General features: G+C 56.1%; 15 protein-coding genes. 5 read left to right on the top strand and 10 right to left on the bottom strand.

The window, feature by feature from the left end:
• Nucleotides 1–119 precede the first annotated feature (119 nt).
• The 3 genes from KPHS_03050 to KPHS_03030 all read right to left on the bottom strand — a co-directional run bounded on the left by KPHS_03050 (nt 120) and on the right by KPHS_03030 (nt 3,244).
• Nucleotides 120–1,469 carry an NCS2 family permease gene (locus tag KPHS_03050; protein ID YP_005224605.1) on the bottom strand — a complete coding sequence of 450 codons (1,350 nt, stop codon included), beginning with the start codon at nt 1,467–1,469 and terminating at the stop codon, nt 120–122.
• Nucleotides 1,470–1,857: 388 nt separating this feature from the next.
• Nucleotides 1,858–2,526 (bottom strand): putative S-transferase, encoded by a 669-nt coding sequence (locus KPHS_03040; RefSeq protein YP_005224604.1) that lies wholly within the window; start codon nt 2,524–2,526, stop codon nt 1,858–1,860.
• A gap of 259 nt (nt 2,527–2,785) precedes the next feature.
• Nucleotides 2,786–3,244: a redox-sensing activator of soxS gene (locus KPHS_03030; protein ID YP_005224603.1), complete on the bottom strand. Its 459-nt coding sequence runs from the start codon at nt 3,242–3,244 to the stop codon at nt 2,786–2,788.
• A gap of 84 nt (nt 3,245–3,328) precedes the next feature.
• Here KPHS_03030 and KPHS_03020 point away from each other — a divergent pair, with 84 nt between their 5' ends.
• Nucleotides 3,329–3,658 carry a DNA-binding transcriptional regulator SoxS gene (locus KPHS_03020; RefSeq protein YP_005224602.1) on the top strand — a complete coding sequence of 110 codons (330 nt, stop codon included), beginning with the start codon at nt 3,329–3,331 and terminating at the stop codon, nt 3,656–3,658.
• Here the strand turns inward: KPHS_03020 and KPHS_03010 are convergent.
• Nucleotides 3,643–5,247, bottom strand: a complete 1,605-nt coding sequence (locus tag KPHS_03010; RefSeq protein ID YP_005224601.1) for an EAL domain-containing protein — start codon at nt 5,245–5,247, stop codon at nt 3,643–3,645. The genes KPHS_03020 and KPHS_03010 overlap by 16 nt on opposite strands.
• A gap of 506 nt (nt 5,248–5,753) precedes the next feature.
• On the opposite strand from KPHS_03010, the gene KPHS_03000 reads away from it, so the two are divergent.
• Complete coding sequence (locus KPHS_03000) at nt 5,754–6,035, top strand: YjcB family protein (protein YP_005224600.1); 282 nt, start codon at nt 5,754–5,756, stop codon at nt 6,033–6,035.
• Nucleotides 6,036–6,081: 46 nt separating this feature from the next.
• On the opposite strand, the gene KPHS_02990 is transcribed toward KPHS_03000, so the two are convergent.
• From KPHS_02990 to KPHS_02960, 4 genes are read right to left on the bottom strand one after another with little or no spacing between them, the layout of a single operon-like run.
• Nucleotides 6,082–6,939 (bottom strand): ABC superfamily ATP binding cassette transporter permease protein, encoded by an 858-nt coding sequence (locus KPHS_02990; RefSeq protein YP_005224599.1) that lies wholly within the window; start codon nt 6,937–6,939, stop codon nt 6,082–6,084.
• A complete protein-coding gene (locus KPHS_02980) occupies nt 6,936–7,769 on the bottom strand; it encodes an ABC transporter permease (protein ID YP_005224598.1) in 834 nt (277 codons plus the stop codon). Before KPHS_02980 ends, KPHS_02990 begins: the two co-directional genes overlap by 4 nt.
• Before the next feature lie 60 nt (nt 7,770–7,829).
• Nucleotides 7,830–8,969 carry a periplasmic maltose-binding protein gene (locus KPHS_02970; protein ID YP_005224597.1) on the bottom strand — a complete coding sequence of 380 codons (1,140 nt, stop codon included), beginning with the start codon at nt 8,967–8,969 and terminating at the stop codon, nt 7,830–7,832.
• A gap of 29 nt (nt 8,970–8,998) precedes the next feature.
• The gene (locus KPHS_02960; protein ID YP_005224596.1) at nt 8,999–10,081 is read right to left on the bottom strand and encodes a putrescine/spermidine ABC transporter ATPase; all 1,083 of its coding nucleotides are present in this window, start codon (nt 10,079–10,081) and stop codon (nt 8,999–9,001) included.
• Between the two features lie 124 nt (nt 10,082–10,205).
• Between KPHS_02960 and KPHS_02950 the strand changes: the two genes are divergently transcribed.
• From KPHS_02950 to KPHS_02930, 3 genes are read left to right on the top strand one after another with little or no spacing between them, the layout of a single operon-like run.
• Nucleotides 10,206–10,964 (top strand): ribonuclease Z, encoded by a 759-nt coding sequence (locus KPHS_02950; RefSeq protein YP_005224595.1) that lies wholly within the window; start codon nt 10,206–10,208, stop codon nt 10,962–10,964.
• Nucleotides 10,961–11,974 (top strand): mgl repressor, galactose operon inducer, encoded by a 1,014-nt coding sequence (locus tag KPHS_02940; RefSeq protein YP_005224594.1) that lies wholly within the window; start codon nt 10,961–10,963, stop codon nt 11,972–11,974. Before KPHS_02950 ends, KPHS_02940 begins: the two co-directional genes overlap by 4 nt.
• Nucleotides 11,975–11,984: 10 nt before the next feature.
• Nucleotides 11,985–12,746 carry an inositol monophosphatase gene (locus KPHS_02930; RefSeq protein YP_005224593.1) on the top strand — a complete coding sequence of 254 codons (762 nt, stop codon included), beginning with the start codon at nt 11,985–11,987 and terminating at the stop codon, nt 12,744–12,746.
• A gap of 38 nt (nt 12,747–12,784) precedes the next feature.
• On the opposite strand, the gene KPHS_02920 is transcribed toward KPHS_02930, so the two are convergent.
• A complete protein-coding gene (locus KPHS_02920) occupies nt 12,785–13,138 on the bottom strand; it encodes an anti-adapter protein IraM (protein ID YP_005224592.1) in 354 nt (117 codons plus the stop codon).
• 551 nt (nt 13,139–13,689) lie between these two features.
• A complete protein-coding gene (locus tag KPHS_02910) occupies nt 13,690–16,113 on the bottom strand; it encodes a putative outer membrane antigen (protein YP_005224591.1) in 2,424 nt (807 codons plus the stop codon).
• Between the last annotated feature and the right edge of the window lie 12 nt (nt 16,114–16,125).

The raw sequence follows: 16,125 nt of genomic DNA, 5'->3' as shown, positions 1-16,125 counted from the left end.
ATACCTGTAAGGCGTCGTGCCTGTGAATCATACGCTACCCAGATTAACGCAAATGGAAACAGGATGTGGCTTAAAAATAAAACGGGCGGCCTGAGCCGCCCGTGAGGAGCACGAAGGGTTTAAATCGCCCAGCCGCCGGCGTAGAACACCACCAGCGCCACAGCGATAATCACCGTGCCGAGGTTCAGTTTGCGCCACTCGCCGGAGACCAGACGGCCAATAACCAGGGTCGCGAAACCGATCATGATGCCCGTCACGATGTTACAGGTCAGCACGATAAACACCGCGGTGATCAGGCCAGCCATCGCGTCAACAAAGTCATTGAAATCGATTTTCGCCACGTTGCTCAGCATCAGCAGGCCAACGTACATCAGCGCCGGCGCGGTCGCGTAGGCCGGCACCAGATAAGAGAGCGGGGAGAGGAACAGGATCAGCAGGAACAGGACACCGACCGTCACCGCGGTCAGACCGGTTTTACCACCGGCCGCGGTACCCGCCGCCGATTCGATATAAACCGCCGCCGGCGCCGCCCCGACTAAACCGGAGAAGACGCTGCTCAGGGAGTCGGTGGTCAGCGCTTTACCGCCGTTGATGATCTGTCCGTCCTTATCCAGCAGGTTCGCCTGGCCAGCCACCGCGCGGATGGTACCGGTGGCGTCAAAGACCGCCGTCATCACCAGCGCCAGCACGCTTGGCAGCACGACCGGGTTGAGCGCGCCGACGATATCCAGGCTGCCGATCAGGGAATTACCCTGGCCATCGCTCAGGGATGGCATAGCGAAAATGCCGGAGAAATGGACGTTGGGATCGAAAATCAGGCCGACAATCGACACGCCGATAATGGTCAGCAGAATGCCGCCCGGCACCTTCATTTTTTCCAGACCAATGATCACCGCGAGGCCAATCAGCGACATCACCACCGGGAAACTGTCAAAGTTGCCCAACGCCACCGGCAAACCGTCCAGCGGGTTTTTGATCACCAGACCAACGCCGTTGGCGGCGATCAGCAGCAGGAACAGGCCAATGCCGATCCCGGTACCGTGCGCCACGCCCTGCGGCAGGTTACGCAAGATCCAGCTGCGGATGCCGGTTGCCGAGATCACCGTAAACAGGACCCCCATCAGGAATACTGCGCCGAGGGCTACCGGAATACTGATCTGCTGCCCCAGCACCAGGCTGAAGGCGGTGAAGGCGGTCAACGAGATAGCGCAACCGATCGCCATCGGCAGATTCGCCCATAATCCCATCGCCAGCGAGCCAACGCCCGCTACCAGACAGGTCGAGACAAACACCGCGGCCGGCGGGAAGCCCGCTTTACCGAGCATGCCCGGCACCACGATGACGGAGTACACCATCGCCAGAAAGGTAGTAAGACCTGCAACAATCTCCTGACGCACGGTGCTGCCGCGCGCCGAAATTTTAAACCAGGCGTCCAATGAGCCGCCGGTACGCGCTGAAGGCGTAGACATAGAAAACTTCCCCTGAAAATTTTTATCGTTCGTTGATATGCGTGGTGGACCGTCCACTGCCAGTTAAACGCGATCTCCATGTACCGAATCGCAGCGCCAGGGGGGCCGCAAAAAAGCAAACGTTTAACTCCGCGCATACACTACGGTGGTCAACCTTATCGCCTCCCCCGGACAGCAGAAAAAAGGGGGAGCGAAACAGAAAGGCAAACGATTATCCGGCCTTTAGATAACCCTTTTCAACCGATGTTTATCGTATTTCGCTAAATTTCGCTTATGACGAACAGAAAACAACCAGACGATGCGCAAACGTTATCGTCCATGCGCAATCCGCTAACAATTTTTTAGTGAGTTGCTTTCATTTATCGACGTCATCGGATCCGCTGATATCTCAGGCGCCGGGTAAGGTGAAGGGGCCGCCGCGCTCGATGGCGCGTTGCCAGGCCGGTCGCTGTTCCACTCGCTGACGCCAGGCCTCGATATGGACAAGGTCATGCATGCCGCCGCGCGCCAACAATGCCATCACCGGGAAGCTCATCTGGATATCGGCCATGCTCAGCCGCTCGCCAGCGAACCATGGCCGTGCGGCAAGATGGTCGTCAATGAACCGCGCATGGGTGGCCAGCTGCGGATCGAGCCACGTTTTCTGTATCCCCTTTCCCAGCAGCGAACCCAGCGAGCGAACGCCAAAGGGCACAGGGGGTTTGCCAAGGCTGGCGAACACCAGCTTCATTAACAGCAGCGGCATCAGCGAGCCTTCGGCATAGTGCAGCCAGAAGCGGTACTGCAGTTTGTCGTCAATTCCCTGCGGCTTCAACAACCCGCCGCTGTCCCAGGTTTCCTGCAAATACTCGAGGATCGCCCCGGACTCCGCCAGCACATAGCCGTTATCTTCCAGTACCGGTGATTTGCCCAACGGATGGATTTTTTTCAGCGCCGCCGGCGCCAGCATCGTTTTCTCCCGCTGATAGCGGACTATCTGATAAGGCAGCTGCAGCTCTTCCAGTGCCCACAGTACGCGTTGCGATCGTGATTGATTAAGATGATGTACCGTCAGCATGAGCCTCTCCCGTAGTTTGTTCAAATTAACTATAGAAACAGGCGCTCATTGCCGGGAAAATTTCAGCAAAATAGTGAGGAAAAAGCGACGGCAGATGCCATAGTTAAAGTGTCGACGCAAACCGGAACCTCCATCAACAGATTGCGCAATACTGAGGGACGTCGACGTCGGGGGAAACCCTCTCGCGAACCAGCGAGATAATGCGAAAGACCAAGACCGGAAAACAACTAAAGCGCCCAGTTGTGGCGCTTTAGTTTTATCACTCGTCTTCCAGCAGCCGGGCGCCGGTTCCCTCTTCCCCCAGTTTATCGCCCGGGTTGCGCAGCGGGCAGTCGCGTCGCGATAAACAGCCGCAGCCGATACAGCCGTCGAGCTGGTCGCGTAGCGCCGTCAGGGTATGAATGCGCCGATCCAGCTCCTCACGCCACTGCGATGACAGCATCTTCCACTCTTTTGCGCTGAGATTGTGCCCTTCCGGCAGCACGCCAAACGCGTCGCCGATAGTGGCCAGCGGGATGCCAATACGTTGCGCAATTTTGATAATCGCCACCGCGCGCAGAACGTCACGCCGGTAGCGCCGCTGATTGCCGGCATTCCGCTGACTGTGGATCAGTCCTTTACTCTCATAAAAATGGAGGGCCGAGACCGCCACGCCGGTTCGTTTTGCCACTTCTCCAGGCGTCAACAGCATTTTGATGCGGGGTGATTTCTTTTCCATAAAGCGCTTTACCTCAAGTTAACTTGAGGAATTATACTCGCCTGCAGACAAAACGACGAATCGAGAATTGAGAGAGGCCGCTTTATGTCCCATCAGGATATTATTCAAACTTTGATTGAATGGATTGATGAACATATCGATCAACCACTTAACATTGATATAGTCGCCAGAAAGTCAGGATACTCGAAGTGGTACCTGCAGCGGATGTTCCGTACCGTGATGCATCAGACGCTGGGGGACTATATTCGCCAGCGCCGCCTGCTGCTGGCGGCGGAAGCGTTGCGAACCACCCAGCGGCCGATCTTTGATATCGCCATGGATCTGGGCTACGTCTCGCAGCAAACCTTCTCCCGGGTGTTCCGCCGCGAGTTTGACCGCACTCCCAGCGACTATCGCCATCAGATCTCCGCGTGACGCGGCGGCTGAGGCACGTTCGCGGGCGCGGGAGCATTGGCTAACCACTGCATAAACTCCCGCGCCGGCATCGCTTTCGCAAACAGCCAGCCCTGGCAATACTGTACGCCGCGCTTGTAGAGCCAGCTTACCTGCTCCGGCGTCTCCACGCCTTCTGCAATCGTCTTTAACCGCAACCCGCGCGCCATCTCGATGATATGTTCAGCAATCAGGTGGCTGGTGTTGTTGGTGGTGAGCGTATCGACGAAGGTTTTATCGATTTTGAGGATATCGACGTTCAGCGCGTGCAGATTATGCAGATTCGAGTAGCCGGTGCCGAAATCGTCGATGGCAATTTCATAGCCTGCTTCGCGGAACGCCTGGATCACCGGCGTGGTCTTCGGTACGTCGATAAACCCGCGCTCGGTCACTTCGATTTTGATTTGTCCGATACAGACCGCGTAGCTGTGCGCTTTCTCACTGATCTGTGAAATCAGCCGCGCCGAATGGAAATCCGACGCAGAGAGATTGATGGCTATATACAACTGTGGATGGCTGGCCAGAAACTCACCCATTTCATAAAACAGTTCATCCACCACGTAGTCCGTGACCTGGGCAATCATGCCTTCATTTTCCGCCAGCGGAATAAACTCCGCCGGGTTCATCACCGGACCGTCAAACCCAGGCCAGCGCAGCAGCGCTTCCGCCCCAACGCAGCGGTTATTTTTAATATCGATAATCGGCTGGTAGTGCAGGCGCAGCTGGCGGCAGCTCAGAGCCCGCTGCAGCATATTGCGCGGCGAGTGATACTGTCGGCGGGTGCGCGACCACACCAGCACCAGTAAAATACTGCAAATTATCCCCAGCGGCAGCGTCAGACTGGCCTGGTCACAAAAGTTGTGATAGTAGCTGGCCCGCGAGGTGGACATAATGACGGCGATGGGGCGAATAGCGGAGCGGGCGATCGTATACACCCGGCCATTCTGATTAAAAAAGGTATCGCCTTCGCGAATTAACGCATGGAGTTCCGCGGGCTCGACATTGTTACTTACCGAGAAAAAGAGGTTGGTTTTGGTATCGAAAACGCCATAGGCTAAATCGCGGTCGCTGGCGATCACCGAGCTGTACGAGAAGGGATTAACCACCACAACATAGGGCCCCTTCTGCATATAATTCATGGCAAAGCCCGGATAAAACGGCGTGTCCCGGTAATAGTAAATCGCGACATCCGGCTTTTTGGTGTAATTAGCCGCCGGCATCCGCCAGCCGGTTTGCTGATGAACGGACGTTGAACAGATAAAGCGCTGGCCGTTAGCGTAGATCAGATCTTCCACATACAGCAGGCCGCGCACAATATGCAGTAAATAACGCTGGTGATCCGCTGAACACAACTCACCGCGATACTGGCTGGCTTTAGCCCGAGCCTGATCCGCTTCCCGGATGACCATTTCCGTTTTTTGCAGCGCCAGCTGCGAAAATGAGTGTAATTGATCAATGGTTTCGGCTTTAGCCCGCAGCTGGGCAAACCACAATGCCAGCACCACTGGCAATAAAATAACCAAACCTGTTCCGATGAGTCTTAGCGCCTTATGCGGCGCACTGTCACCCATTTACGCTTACATCCATGCGATATGCCTTAATTAAGGTAGCCCGAACACGTTAGCAATCGCGATTGCGATAGACATCAGCTGACATCCGACAGCCCTCACGAGCGTCAGTTTTACCTCTGATGGTGATGAATAATACTTATTTATCAGGTATTCGGAAGATATTCCGGCAAGATTAAGAATAGACGCGCATCTGACTCGGTTTCTCCGTGTAATAAACAAGAACAGGTAATAAAACCCGCAGAATAATAATCATTAGGCAGTGAATGAAAATATGCTTCCCGGGGTTGCTCACCAATATCCACACAAATTTCATAGTTATTAAACGCAGCAAAAGCTCATTTTTTGACTGGTGAATAAAGCGCCAAGTGTGATATAGTTCACACAAGTTGATGAAACAGAAATGGCGTTTCATCACTCTCTAGTACGCCAGTTGAGACCAGAGCGCTATGCCATCGTCAGTCGCGTCAGGTCGTCCATGGCTCCCGACTTTCTTTGAGGATAGGTTAATGGCTTCCATTACTACCAGTGTCGTATTATTGCGCTGGCCCCTGGTGAGCGCGGTACTGATGTTTCTCGCCAGCTCACTGAATATTCAGCTTCGCAAAAGCGATTACGCCGGTCTGGCGGTGATCTGCAGCTGCCTCGGCCTGGCCGCCGCCTGCTGGTTCGCCACCGGTTTGCTCGGTATCACCCTGCTTGATATAGCCAAAATCTGGGGCAATATCAAAGATGTGATGATTGAAGTCATGAGTCAGACGCCGCCAGAGTGGCCAATGATGATGACCTGAGGTTAAAAAGCTTCCCGACGGGAAGCTTTTTCGTTTTCTGCAGCCCTTATTTCCCTAATTTCGCCATCATCTCCGGACGCATAAATTTATGGATCACCACCATAAAGAGCAGCGATGGGACCAGCAAAATCAGCGCGGTAATCGACGAGACCTGATAGTTACCCGACATGCTGGCGTTATAGAGCAGCAGCGGCAGCGTGGTGATATCCGGCGCCCCGACGAAGAAAGTGCCGGTAAACTCATCCAGCGACTCCAGAAAAACAAAGATGCTGGCGGCAACGATCCCCGGCGCCGCCTGCGGCAGCACAATGTGCCAGAAGGTATACACCGGCCCGGCGCCCAGGTTACGCGATGCCCGCGCCAGCAGCGGGTCGATGGCTGAAAACGCGGCCACACAGATCCACACCGAGTACATCAGACCGTGGACGCTATGCACCAGCACCACCCCTGCGATACTGCCGTTCAATCCCCACTGATAAAACAATCTGGCAACATTCATGTATACCGTCAGGTTAGGAAAGGCCTGCGGGATAAGAAATAGCAGCATGAACAGCATCCGTAATGGCATTTTCCGCCGGGAAAGCGCATAGCCGGCGGGTACGGAAATCAGCAAACAGACCCCCACCGATAACAGAGCGATCAGCACGCTGGTTAACAGCGAGCTGGAGACATCGCTGTATGGATTGAAAACCTGATACCAGTACTTCAGCCCCCACCGGCTGGGCAGCGAATGGGGAAAATACCAGCTTTCCGCTACGGTCCAGATCAACAGGTTCAGCAGCGGACCAAACATCGCCAGCAGCATAAACAGCAGCAGCAGGGTCTGTAGCACCGGACTGGCGCGCACTTTACGGCGCCCTTTCACCCACCATGCCGAGGTTGATACGAGGGCCAGCGCTTTCATGATTCACCGCCTTTTTGCTGCAGGCTGTGGCGCAGGTAAAACCACGACAGCGCGCCGCAGATCGCCAGCGACACCACGCCAAGCGCATTCGCTACCGCGTAATCACCATAGGAATTGACGCGAAATGCCATATCCACGGTTAGCATCGTCGGGGCCCCCACGCCGATCATCAACGGTACCGACAGCACCGACATCATGGTCACCGTCGACAGCACCAGCGCCACGCCGATAGTCGGCAGGACCTGCGGCAGCATGATATCGAACAGGATCCGCGGCCGGGAGGCGCCAAGATTACGTGCAGCAAGGATCTGCGACGACTCCAGCGCCGCCATCGCCCCGCAGATCAGCAGCGTGGCAAAGGCCAGTTGCTTCCAGACAAAGGTGATCACTATCCCTTTCCATCCCAGCCAGGAGAGCGTCTCCAGCGGCGTGACCAGGTCGGCCGCCACCAGCGCATTGTTCATCAGGCCATTTTTGGCGAGAAAAGTGCGCATCATCTGGGCAACAACGATAAAAGGAATAAACAGCGGCAGGCGATACAAAAAACCCAGCAAACGCACAACGGGTCGGCAGGGTGACAGCGCAATCACTGCCGACAGGGTAATGGCGAGCAGCGCTAACAGCGCCACTGAGATCAGCACGATAAGCAGCGAAAAGAGCACATCGCTGGCGTAGAGCGCATAGACCTTGCGGAAGTGATCGAGGGTGAACGGCTGTCCCGGCGCGGTAAACGCCGAGACCAGCGAAAACCCCAGCGGATACAAAAACAGGATCGCGATCATCAGCGCCGCCGGGGCAACCAGCAGCAGATATTTTAATGAACTGGACATAATAAACCTGGCGTCAGCACAAGCAAGCGCCCGGGACGGCGGCCCGGGCTGGAAAAAGGTTTAATTAGCCACCTGGCTTTCGTAACCCTCTTTGATATCGTCAAAGTAGGGGGCGATCGGGAAGCTTTTGCCATACTTCGCCAGCGCTTCCGGCGAGATTTCGGCAAACAGCTTTTGCCAGGTCGCCGCATCCAGCTTCGGCTTCACCTGCCCGGCGTCGATGCCCGGATACCAGTTGAACTGCTTGACGATCCCCTGCGCCTGCACTTCCGGGCTGGTGGCCAGCGCGATAAAGTCGCGCGCCAGCTGCGGATTCGCCGCCTTCGCCGGGATGACGTAATACATCGGCTGGCCCGGCATGCCCGGCGCCAGTAAAGCAAGCTTGATCGACGGCGGCAGCTTGCCCTGATCTTTCCAGCTATAGAACATATCGACCCACACCGGGCCCATGGCGATTTCCCCCCGGCTCAGCATATCGAGCGTCCCGGCGTTGCCCGGGGTGAAAGTTACGTTTTTATTGAACGCCTTTAGCTTCTCATAGGCCTGCTGCCAGCCTTTTTCGACGCTTTTATCATAGGGCCCGGCGGAGAGACGCTGGGCGTCGGTCCCGTAGGCGTAGATCCAGCCCACCACAAAGCTGACGCCGGACATGCCGTTCTTGATGCCGTTATAGCCAAAAGCCTGCGGGTGTTTCTGCGTCCAGGCCACCAGCTCGTCATACGACGTCGGCGGGGTAGTGACCAGATCGCTGTTCCAGGCGATAGCGGTCTGGCTTAAGAACATCGGCATCACGTATCCGTCAACGTTAACGCCCAGCGCCTGGATGGCGCTCGGCGAACTCACCATGCCGCCGGTCTGAATATCCTGACGGTATTTTTGCAGCAATCCCTTTGCCACCTGCTCACCGCCCGCCTTCTGGTGCACTACCGCGACGTCGATATCCCACCGCTGCGCGCCGCTCTCCTGCTGGGCCGTTAGCTTCTCGCTAATTTTATTCGACCCGGCGTCGCCGGGGCCGGTACCGATCACCCGCACCTTGACGCCGGGATGAGCGGCTTCAAATTTTGGCCCCAGCCAGGTTTTTACATAATCCACCATATTCTGATCGCCCGCGGTGGCGACGTTGAGAATGGTGTCGGCCTGTGCGCCAAGGCTCAGGAAGAGGGTCGTTACGATCGCTGCTTTCGTCTTAGTCAACATGGATTGTCCCCAGAATGAACACGCTGATATCACTGTGATAGTGGTAAAGGAAAAATATGCAGGGCCGGCGTTGGCACATGGAGCCGAACGCGGCTTTTTGTCGGCCAGCACTGCGCGGCATCCGCCAGCAGCAGGCGGTCATGGCAGCGCACGCTGTGACGATACAGATTGCCCAGAAACGCGCTTTGCTCCACCACGCCTTCCAGAGCCAGTCCCTCCTGCGGCGCAGGCTGCGTTAATTCAGCGAGCGCGGCATCGGCGCTGCGAAAATAAATAACGTTGTCACCCTGCTGAGCGGCAGATAAACCGGATATTGCGGCAGCGGATAATTCACCGGAAATTATTTTATTATCGGCCCCCATAAAATCAGCGACGAAGGGCGTCGCGGGGCGTTGATATATTTCTTCCGGCGTGCCGGTTTGTTCAATACGCCCCTGATTTAATACCGCAATGCGGTCCGCCATCACTAAGGCTTCCTGCTGATCGTGGGTGACAATTAATGACGTGAACCCCAGTCTCTTTTGCAGAGATTTAATTTCATGGCGCACATTCAGGCGCACTTTGGCATCCAGATTAGATAACGGCTCATCCAACACCAGCACCTGGGGCTCTATGGCCAGGGCTCTCGCCAGCGCCACCCGCTGCCGCTGGCCGCCCGACAGTTCGGTCACTTTCACCTCGCCAAGCCCTTCGAGATTGACTATTCGCAGCAGCTCCGCCACCCGCCGCGCGATATCCGCCCCGCGCCATTTGCGCAGCTTCAGGCCATAGCCGATATTGCGCGCTACCGTCAGGTGCGGCCACAGGGCGTAGCTTTGAAATACCATGGTGATATTGCGCTGCTCCGGCGCAAGATGAGTGATCGTTCGGCTGGCAATAGCCACCTCGCCGCTTTGCACCGGAATAAAGCCGCAGAGGGCGTTCAGCAGCGTGGTTTTTCCGCATCCCGACGGGCCCAGTAGAGCAATCATCTCTCCCTGCTCTACCGCCAGATCGATATTATGTAAAACCACCTTATCGCCATAACTAATTTTAAGGCCGGAGATCTGTAAATAACTCATATTCGCTACCTGAAAGCGCTGCTGCGGCATTTTTTTTAGCAAGGTGAACACGTGTTCATTTGGCTGTAAAAAAAATGCAACGTTGACTCGACATGATGTGAGCCTACTTTGTCGGGTATTTATGACAATTTAATTAAGCGGCAAAAAATTTTGGCGAGGGTAAATGAAAATAGATGTGCTTGGCTGCGGGAGCGCCTTTTCCTGCACGCAAAATACCTCCGCGCTGCGGGTGATCGATGCGGACAACAAACAGTGGTTAATCGACTGCGGCCCCACCGTTCCCCGCGCGCTCTGGCAGCGCGGCGGCGAGGTCAACGATATCGACGCGATCTACTTCACCCACGTTCACCCGGACCACTGCACCGGCCTGACGGCGCTACTGAACCACTGGAAAAGTTATTCCCGTCAGAAGCCAGTCATTATCTACTGCCAGCCGGCGCAGCAGCCGGTGCTCATGCAGCTGGCCGCGCTGGCGAACTGGCCGCAGGCGGACCTTGGTTTCACCATCGACTGGCAGGAATGCCGCGAAGCCTGGACGTGGCAGGACTGGCAGATCCGCACTGCCCCCACCCAGCATGAGCTGAGTAATCGCGCCATCCGCATCACCATTGCCGGGCAGACGCTGTTTTACAGCGGCGATGGCCGACCGACCGCCGACTCGATAGCCCTGATGGCCGGCGCCGGGCTGGCGTTTCAGGAGTGCGCCTCGGTAGCAGCCCTGGACGATGACGCCTCGCATGGCGATTTCCCCTCCTGCCTGATGCTGTTCAGAACGCTGCAGCTCCCGGCGATGGGGCTCTATCACTGCGAGGATGCTTCTCTGTCGGCGCTAAAGCAGGCCTGTCAGCCGTGGCCGGGCTTATTCGTTTCCCGGGATGGACTCACCTTAACGCTGCCGCGTCCCACGCCCACTGACGAGACGTACCTCCTATGAACCCACGCAAACCCAGCGTCACCGCCCAGGATGTTGCCCGGCGAGCGGGCGTCTCCCGGGCAGTGGTGTCCCGGGCGTTGAGCAACAACGGCAGCATCTCTCCCGACGCCCGGGCGCGGGTACTGCGCGCCGCCGAAGAGCTGGGGTATCAGGTTAACTTCCTCGCCCAGGGGCTGAACCGTCAGCGCAGCCACTTAATCGGCGTGATCGTCTCGCGCATCAGCGATCCTTTTCGCAGTACCCTGCTTGATGCGCTGCTTAACGAGATCCAGCGCCAGGGCTTTCAGGCGCTGGTGAGCGAGATCCACAGCGAGCAGGATCTGGCGCAGACCTTGCGCCGTTTCGCTCAGTTTCGCGTCTCCGGCGTTATCGTCACCTCCGGCCAGCCGCCGGAGGCGCTGGTGAACGAGTGCGTCCAGCAGCATATTCCGGTCGTGGGCATTAATCGTCAGCCGACGATCCCCGGTGTGGATTACGTTTGTTCTGACAACGCCGCCGGCGCCGAACTGGCCGCCGACCAGCTGCTGCGCAGCGGCTGTCAGCGCTTTGGCTGGCTCAACCACCATCCTTCCACCTGGGCCGGCCGCATGCGCGGGGAAGCGTTCGGCCGGGCGCTGCAAACGCGCGGAGTGGACGTCGAACGCCACCTGGCGATCCTCGCCTGTCAGCAAGAAGGTTACGCGGGCGGGTTACAGGCTGCGGCGCTCGCCGACGAGGCGCTGGAGGGGATCTTCTGCGCCAACGCCCAGCTTGCCTGTGGCTTTCTCGATGGAATGCGCCAGCGCGGCAGAGAGGCTCCGGCGGATTTTCAGCTGATTGGTTTTGATAACACGCCGACGACCGCGCAATATAGCTATCAGCTCACCACGCTACATCAGGATGTGGCGGCGATCGCCCGCCAGGCGCTCGCCCGGCTTCTGGAGCGCGCCGCCGACCCTTCGCAACCTTCACGCACCACCTGGGTGGAGGTAACCTTAATTCACCGGCGCACGTCGCCCTTTGTTATCTGAGAGCAGGACTATGACGGAAGCACAACGAGAGTCATTATGCGCCTTGATTCGCCAGGCAGGCGCCCACGCCCAGGCGCTGCGCGATGCGGGATTACAGGTCGATAAAAAAGCGCGCCAGGACTTTGTGTCGCAGGCGGATCTCGCGGTAGAACAAGAGATTAAAGGCTGGCTGCAGGCCCACTTTCCCGAGGAGGGTTTCCTCGGCGAGGAGAGCGGTTTTGAAGGCAACGACCAGACCGTCTGGGTGCTGGATCCTGTCGATGGCACCACCAACTTTATCCTCGGCATGGATTACTGGTGCATCTCACTGGCGCGAGTGTGCCAGGGCGAGCTGTCGCTCGGCATCATTTACGCCCCCGATCGCGATGAATTTTTCTTCGCCGCCCGCGGCGAAGGCGCGTATCTCAACGGTCGGCGCCTGACGCTACGCGAGCCGGAGCCCGATGCGGTGGTGATCGGCATGGGGCGCTCCAGCCGGGCCCCGGCCAGCGACTACGCCCGGGCTATCGACACGCTGCTCGACGCCGGTCTGGAGTATCGCCGTTTTGGCGCGGGCGCCCTGATGCTGGCGCATGTCGCCGCCGGTCAGCTCCACGCCTATTATGAAGCGCATATGAACAGCTGGGATGCACTGGCAGGCATGCTATTGATTGAGGAGGCGGGCGGAACGTGCAATGCGTTTCTCGCCAATGCGGGCCTGCGGCGAGGCAACCTCGTGCTGGCCGGCTGCGCAAGCGTCCAGCCTCGACTGGCCGCCCTGCTGGCGAAATGACGTCACGCCGCCGGTGTCTGACCGGCGGCGTGGACTGGCTAACGCCAGGGTTCACTGCGGGGAATATTATTCGGGCAACGCTTAATCGTGCAAAAGGACTGGTAAAAACAGGAGTCAGACCGCTCGCCACCGGCATGGTAAGGGCACGATGGTCGCTCACGTAATTTTTCCCACTGCGCCTCGTCGTACACCGTAATATTATAGATTTTTAATGAATGATACTGGTCATTAATTAAAACTCTCGAGGAATAGAGTCTTATCGACTCACCGGGCAACAGGATTACATCAGCCTCGTACCACATGATAAATTTCAAGAAACGCAGACTGGATATAGCCGAGAAGGCGATACCAGATTGCGGGCAGATCAGGGTATTAAGAATAGTCCATTTCATATTCCTTCCTTATAAAGATGCTACAAATTATTACAATATATAGTGATAGCATTCATTGTTATAAATCGCAAGCGCCCCTGGCAATTATGTGATTTAAGACAATTCCTAACGACATACTCCATTATTAGTAACGTTTCATTTCCCTCTCTAAATTTATGGTTAGGCCTGATGAAAAACAGCCAAATTACCCTTAAAAAAGAAAATATAATAAAAAATAAGATAATATAAACTTAATTTACAATACGTCTTAGTCCCTCTGGATGAGGCCTCAGTCATTGGTATTAGATGATGCAGCACTGAGTATTACCCGCGGTTTGGCAAGAAGAGAGGATAGTAGCAGGCAGCTATTTTTTGCGCGGTTACCTCGTCGTACGCCACCAGGTCCGCGAGGCCCTCAGACCGCGCTCGGGTAAATGTCGCGGGTGTCCCGCCAGATCGCATTCCTTAGCGATAATATCGACATAGCGGTTGAGTATATTCTGCTCAATCGCTATGTCGGAGGACAGTCCACAGAATATAGCCACGCCGGTCTATCAGGCCCCGTTGGAGCCCTACCAGGTTTTGCCGATATTAAACTGAAACTGTTCGGCTTTATCACCATCGTACTTTTTAAACGGCTCTGCCCAGGAGAAGACCAGTGGACCGAGGGGAGACATCCACTGCACGGCAATCCCCGCGGAGAGACGAATATGACTCGGATCGCCGTAGTCAGGGATCCCTGCCGCCAGCGTCTGCGCGGTGTTGTGCCAGGATGTACTCCAGACCGTCCCCGCGTCAACAAACAGCGAGGTTCGCAGACTATCGGCGTACTTATCATTCACAAAGGGGGTTGGAATGATAAATTCGCTGTTCAGCACCGCCATGGCATTCCCGCCGACCGCATCAGACGAGGCGTCCAGCGGGCAGGCGCTATAGCTGCTTTCGCTACCGTTACAGCGGTAATAGGCCGCTTTAGGCCCAATGGTGTTAGAAGAAAATCCGCGCACTGACGACGAACCGCCTGCGTAAAAGTTATCGTAGAACGGCACACTTTTGCCGTCTAACCCGCCGGCATAGCCTGCGCGCAGGCGTTCCATCCAGACCCAGCGCTTGTTCTCGCTCAGCGGCAGATACTGGGCGGTGTCAAAAGAGAGTTTGTAGTAGCTATTATCCGAACCGGGGAGCGTCACTTTACCGCTCAGGCTGCTCTTGTTTCCCGCACGCGGGAAGAAGCCGCGATCGAGATCGTTGTAGCCCCATCCAAGACTCACAAAATAATCGTTGGCGCTATATTTTGCGCCGCTGTCGCCATCTTTCGTCACCACGCTGGGCTCGATTCCCCGAGAGCTGAGGTAGCGCCAGGTCGTCAGCTCCGGATCCATATTGGTCAGGCGATTATGGACATAATCCAGTCCCAGGTTCAGGGAGTTATTTTCGCTAATGGGAAACCCTAGCGTACTACCTAAACCATAGCTCTGCTGGTTATAGCTCCCGGCATCCGCATCAGAAGCATCATAGCTGTTATAAAAAATCTTTCCGCCCAGGCTGATGCCATCTACGGTAAACCACGGGTTCGTCGCCCCCAGTTCAAGATAAGACTGGTAGCTGTTGCGCGTCCCGTTGAAGCTAACGCTATTACCCGTTCCCAGCCAGTTATCCTGCGTCACGCCAAGCTGATAGCTCACGCCGCTGTCCGTACCAAATCCCAGGCCCACATTGAATGAGCCGGTGTTGCGCTCCTTCACCTTGTAGACCACATCGACCTGATCCGCCGTTCCATTGACCGGAACGATCTGCTGTTCAACGTTCTCAAAAAAACCCGTTCGATCAAGACGTACCTTCCCTTGATCGACTTTTTCGTTGTTGAGCCACGCCCCTTCCATTTGGCGCATTTCACGACGCAGCACCGCGTCCCGGGAGGTGTCGTTACCGGAAAAGCGGATCTGGCGTACCGAGTAGCGGCGGCCCGCGTTGACCTGAATATGCAGCACCACGCGGTGATGCGCATCATCGATTTCCGGCGTGGACGTCACCTGCGGCCAGGCATAACCATACTTACCAAAGTGCTTTTTGATCTCATTTTCAACCGTGGTGACTTGCGCCCCGCTATACCATGCCCCCGCCAGCGGCTGGGCAAGCGCCTCGATCTCCGGCCCATGCTGAGCCAGATCGCCTGTCACCTGAGTTCGGTCGACCCGATAACGTTCGCCTTCATTGAGGGCGATAGTGATATACAGGGATTTTTTATCTGGGGTCATACTGACCTGCGTGGACTCGATAGCAAAGCGCGCATAGCCGCGATCGAGATAAAAACTGCGCAGCGTTTCCAGATCGGCTTCCAGCTTCTGCTTCTGGTATTTTTTATCGGCTACCACGTTCCACCACGGCACATTATCACGTAGCTGAAGCTGGTCCAGGAGCGTCTCTTCCCGAAACGCCTGATTACCGATAATGTTTATTTGTGCGATTTTCGCCGAGATGCCTTCCTGAAAAACGAACGTTAAGTCAACGCGATTACGCGGTAACGGGGTCACCACCGCGTGAACCTGCGCACTGTATTTCCCCGCGCTGTAATAGAAATCCTGCAACCCCTTTTCTATTTCGCTAAGCGAATTTCGATCCAGTGCACTACCTGCAGAAATACCGGACGCGGTGAGATTTTCCTTTAGCGCATCATCCTTCACTACCTTATTCCCGGAAAAACTGACGCTGGCAATAGTGGGCCGTTCCTTAACCTGCACCACCAGCGTTTTCCCATCGCGCAGGATCTGCACATTTTCGAAATTGCCGCTCGCATACAGCGCGCGCACTGCCTCGCTGACATCTTCTGGCGTCACCGCATCTCCCGCGTGCAATGGCATACTTAATAGCGCCGCCCCGACGGTCACGCGCTGTAGCCCTTCAAAACGGATATCATCAACTTGATATGATGTTGCGGCATATAACGTTAAAGGGGCGATCAATAATCCGCTGATGATATGAGTCTTTTTTAACATGAATGTGTCGTC

The organism is Klebsiella pneumoniae subsp. pneumoniae HS11286 (assembly GCF_000240185.1).
In the GTDB taxonomy this organism is placed as follows: Bacteria; Pseudomonadota; Gammaproteobacteria; order Enterobacterales; family Enterobacteriaceae; genus Klebsiella; species Klebsiella pneumoniae.
This window is presented reverse-complemented; position numbering and strand designations above follow the sequence as displayed.

What these genes read in the sequence shown, in the direction of transcription:
- KPHS_03050 (YP_005224605.1), bottom strand. Translation starts at nt 1,469, where the DNA reads ATGTCTACGCCTTCAGCGCGTACCGGCGGCTCATTGGACGCCTGGTTT.
- KPHS_03040 (YP_005224604.1), bottom strand. Translation starts at nt 2,526, where the DNA reads ATGCTGACGGTACATCATCTTAATCAATCACGATCGCAACGCGTACTG.
- KPHS_03030 (YP_005224603.1), bottom strand. Translation starts at nt 3,244, where the DNA reads ATGGAAAAGAAATCACCCCGCATCAAAATGCTGTTGACGCCTGGAGAA.
- KPHS_03020 (YP_005224602.1), top strand. Translation starts at nt 3,329, where the DNA reads ATGTCCCATCAGGATATTATTCAAACTTTGATTGAATGGATTGATGAA.
- KPHS_03010 (YP_005224601.1), bottom strand. Translation starts at nt 5,247, where the DNA reads ATGGGTGACAGTGCGCCGCATAAGGCGCTAAGACTCATCGGAACAGGT.
- KPHS_03000 (YP_005224600.1), top strand. Translation starts at nt 5,754, where the DNA reads ATGGCTTCCATTACTACCAGTGTCGTATTATTGCGCTGGCCCCTGGTG.
- KPHS_02990 (YP_005224599.1), bottom strand. Translation starts at nt 6,939, where the DNA reads ATGAAAGCGCTGGCCCTCGTATCAACCTCGGCATGGTGGGTGAAAGGG.
- KPHS_02980 (YP_005224598.1), bottom strand. Translation starts at nt 7,769, where the DNA reads ATGTCCAGTTCATTAAAATATCTGCTGCTGGTTGCCCCGGCGGCGCTG.
- KPHS_02970 (YP_005224597.1), bottom strand. Translation starts at nt 8,969, where the DNA reads ATGTTGACTAAGACGAAAGCAGCGATCGTAACGACCCTCTTCCTGAGC.
- KPHS_02940 (YP_005224594.1), top strand. Translation starts at nt 10,961, where the DNA reads ATGAACCCACGCAAACCCAGCGTCACCGCCCAGGATGTTGCCCGGCGA.
- KPHS_02930 (YP_005224593.1), top strand. Translation starts at nt 11,985, where the DNA reads ATGACGGAAGCACAACGAGAGTCATTATGCGCCTTGATTCGCCAGGCA.
- KPHS_02920 (YP_005224592.1), bottom strand. Translation starts at nt 13,138, where the DNA reads ATGAAATGGACTATTCTTAATACCCTGATCTGCCCGCAATCTGGTATC.
- KPHS_02910 (YP_005224591.1), bottom strand. Translation starts at nt 16,113, where the DNA reads ATGTTAAAAAAGACTCATATCATCAGCGGATTATTGATCGCCCCTTTA.